We start from the raw sequence: 3,530 nt of genomic DNA, 5'->3' as shown, positions 1-3,530 counted from the left end.
CGGTGAAGCGGTTGACGCATTGGTCGCTGGAGCCATTGAGGCTCACGCGCTCCGGACGAATGGACAGGGTCACCGGCTCACCGGTCTGGCCGACGTTAACCGCCAGGGCTTCCACCTTTTCACCGCGTCCGAGTTCGACAATGCAACGGTCGCCGGTTTGGCTGTGCAGGCGGCCATTGAGGCGGTTGTTCTCGCCGATGAAGTTGGCGACGAAGGTGTTCTTTGGCTCTTCGTAGAGGGTGCGCGGCGGCGCGATCTGCTGGATTTCGCCCTGATGGAACACCGCCACACGGTCGGACATGGTCAAGGCTTCGCCCTGATCGTGGGTCACGTAGACCACGGTGACGCCCAGGCGCTGGTGCAGGTGCTTGATCTCCATCTGCATGTGTTCACGCAGTTGTTTGTCGAGTGCGCCGAGGGGTTCGTCCATCAGCACCAATTGCGGCTCGAACACCAGTGCGCGGGCCAATGCCACACGCTGTTGCTGACCACCGGAGAGCTGCGCCGGGTAGCGTTGGGCGAAGGCATCGAGCTGGACCATGCTCAGGACCCGCTTGACCCGGGCACTGACGTCGCTCTTGTTCATGCCACGCACGGTCAGCGGGAACGCCAGGTTCTCGGCCACCGTCATGTGCGGGAACAATGCATAGTTCTGAAATACCATACCGATGTCGCGCTTGTGCGGCGGCACGTTGTTGATGGCACGCCCCGCCAACAGGATTTCGCCCGCGGTCGGCGTTTCGAAGCCGGCGAGCATCATCAGGCTGGTGGTCTTGCCGGAACCGGACGGCCCGAGCAAGGTGAGGAATTCGCCTTTGCGAATGTCCAGGTTGAGGTCTTTGACGATCAGGTTCTCGCCGTCGTAGCTCTTCTGCACTCCACGAAAGCTGACCAGAACATCATTGGCCCCTGCACTTGAATCGACCTGGCTCATACCCACACCTTTGTTATTGATGACTGCTGTGGGATTAAGCCTAGTGGACGCTGGAGACCACGCAAATCGGGGGGCAAGAGAGATTCGCCTCAGCCGGATGGAAGGTTGGGGGTAGGGATTGCCCTACAAGGATGGCGCGTTTTGGCAAATGTAGTGGCAAGGGGTCAGCTACAAGCCACAAGTAACGGTGAAAGCAGCTCGTCAGGCACGTCGCTATTGGATATGCGCACGGTTCAACGACTGATGGAGAACCCTGTGGGAGCGAGCTTGCTCCGGGCGGCGTTCCGACGATAGCGGACTGTCAGTCGACATCAGTATTGACTGATAGGGCCTCATCGCGAGCAAGCTCGCTCCCACAGGTACAGCGGTGTGGTTTAGAGGAGCTTGTGTTCCATCGCGTACTTCACCAGTTCCGCCAACGAGGTGATGTTGAGTTTCTGCATCAGCCGCGCCTTGTGGGTGCTGATGGTTTTGCTGCTCAGCGCCAGTTGCTGGGCGATATCGTTGACGTTGGCGCCCTGGGCCAAGCGTTCGAACACAGAAAATTCGCGCTCGGAGAGCAGCGAATGCAAAGGACGCGAGTCGGTCAGGCCGACCTCGAAGACCATGCGGTCTGCCAGTTCCGGGTCGATATAACGCCCGCCCGACGCCACTTTGCGAATGGCCGTCAGCAACAGCGCCGGGTCGCTGTCCTTGGTCGCATAACCGGCAGCGCCCACCTTCAGCGCCCGGGCGGCCATCTGCGCTTCGTCGTGCATCGACAACACCAGGATCGCCGGCGGATTATTCAGGGCGCGAATCCGCGGAATCGCTTCCAGACCGTTGACGCCTGGCATGGAGATGTCCAGCAACACCACTTCGCAGGGCACATGACGCAAGGTGTCGAGCAACTGCTCGCCATTGCTCGCCTCCCCCACCACCAGCAAGTCCTTGGCCAGGYCGATCAACTGCTTGATGCCTTCGCGAACGATGGTGTGGTCTTCGGCTACCAGTACACGAATCACTTGCCCCTCCTCATTGATTACGACTGTCGGCGGTCCAGCGGCACGCGCACACTCAGGGTCGTGCCTTCACCCGGTTCACTCTCAAGGGATAACTCACCACCCATGATCAATACCCGCTCACGCATTCCGACGATCCCAAAGGACRCTGGCCTGCCAAGCGCGGCGACAAATCCTACACCGTCATCGCTGACCGTCAGACACAACTCGTCGCCTTCCAGCGCCAGCGTCAGTTCAACAGTATGCGCCTGGGCGTGGCGCATGACATTGGTCAGCGCTTCCTGAAGGATCCGGAACAGGCCGATAGCCTTGGCGTCGCTGAGCACCGGAAGATTGTCCGGCACTTGCACCAGACACGGGATCTGCGTGCGCGCCTCAAACCGTCGGGCCTGCCATTCGATGGCCGAGGCAATACCCGCATCGAGAATCGGTGGGCGCAATGCAGTCGCCACGTCGCGAACCAATTGGAAGAGTTGAGCRATCAGGCGCTTCATGCTGCCCAGGCGCTCGTTAAGGCCTGGATCGAGTTGCGCGTAAGCCAGTTCACACATGGAGGTTTCCAGCTTGAGCACGGTCAGCATCTGACCCAGCTCATCGTGAACTTCCCGGGCGATGCGCGCCTTTTCTTCTTCGCGCACGCTTTCCAGGTGCGCGGACAACTCACGCAGTTGTTCCCGGGAGCTGGCCAGTTCAAGCTCTATGCGCTTGCTCTCGCTGATGTCCCAGACAATACCGTCCCAGACATAGGCTCCGTCTTCCAGCCGGCGGGTGATGGCCTTGATTTCTGCCCAGCGCTGTTCGCCCTGGCGCGTGAGAATTCGACCTTGCCACGACCAGTCGCTGTCGGTATCCAGCGCATGATCCTGGGTCTGGTGATAGCTGGCCTTGTCATCCGGATGCACGAGGCTGCGCAGGCCTTTGTCGCGATGCGCCAGCGTGGCCGGCGAATAACCCACCAGGCTTTCGCTGCCTTCGCTGATGTAGGCAAAGTCGATCTGRCCGGTCACCGGCGCCCGCTCCAGGCGGAATACCAGCCCCGGAACATTGGCGGCGATGCCTTGCAGCCGCGCCTCGCTTTCCTGCAAGGCGGCCAGGGCGCGGCGCCGCTCGGTGACGTCGTTGAGGTAAACCACCAGGTATTCGCCATCGCGAAAGCGCAGAAAGCTCAACGAGACATCGGCCGGCAGGATGCTGCCATCGGCCCGCACGCAATTGGATTCGAAACTTTGCGGGCCGTCTTCACTGGCCCGGGCGCGCTTCCACAGGTTCAGCCAACGGTCCATGTGCAGGCCAGGCTCGAAGTCGATCAGGGGTCGATCGATGATCCCTCCGGCCGGATAGCCCAGCATGCTTTCCGCCGCGCGGTTGGCGTAGCGCACGTGGCTGTCCCAGTTGACCCAGAGGATGCCGACAGTGCTCTGGTCGATGGAAAACTGGGTGAGCTGTAACGCCTCTTCGCTGGCGGCGCGCAAGGCGATGTCTTCCTGCGCGGCCAGCAGGCGTTGTTCCAGGTTGTGTTGCTGGCGACGCTGCCAGAACACGATGGCCATGCAACTTAACGTCAGCACAGCCAGTAACAGGCAGAGGTTCTGCCA

The 3,530-nt window shown here is 60.9% G+C and carries 3 protein-coding genes; all 3 read right to left on the bottom strand.

Features of this window, described 5'->3' with window-relative positions; all coding sequences use genetic code 11:
• Window positions 1–934: ABC transporter ATP-binding protein (locus AC1DVH_RS27865; protein WP_477756502.1), on the bottom strand; the 934-nt coding region annotated here is incomplete at its 3' end.
• A gap of 374 nt (window positions 935–1,308) precedes the next feature.
• Complete coding sequence (locus AC1DVH_RS27860; RefSeq protein WP_477756501.1) at window positions 1,309–1,938, bottom strand: response regulator; 630 nt, start codon at window positions 1,936–1,938, stop codon at window positions 1,309–1,311.
• Window positions 1,939–1,955: 17 nt separating this feature from the next.
• Window positions 1,956–3,530 (bottom strand): PAS domain-containing sensor histidine kinase (locus tag AC1DVH_RS27855; protein WP_477756500.1); only part of this gene is annotated, 1,575 nt, incomplete at its 5' end.

Source organism: Pseudomonas sp. P4_C3 (assembly GCF_056402075.1).
Note: the sequence above shows the minus strand (reverse complement) of the source record. Positions and strands in the feature narration are given on the sequence as shown.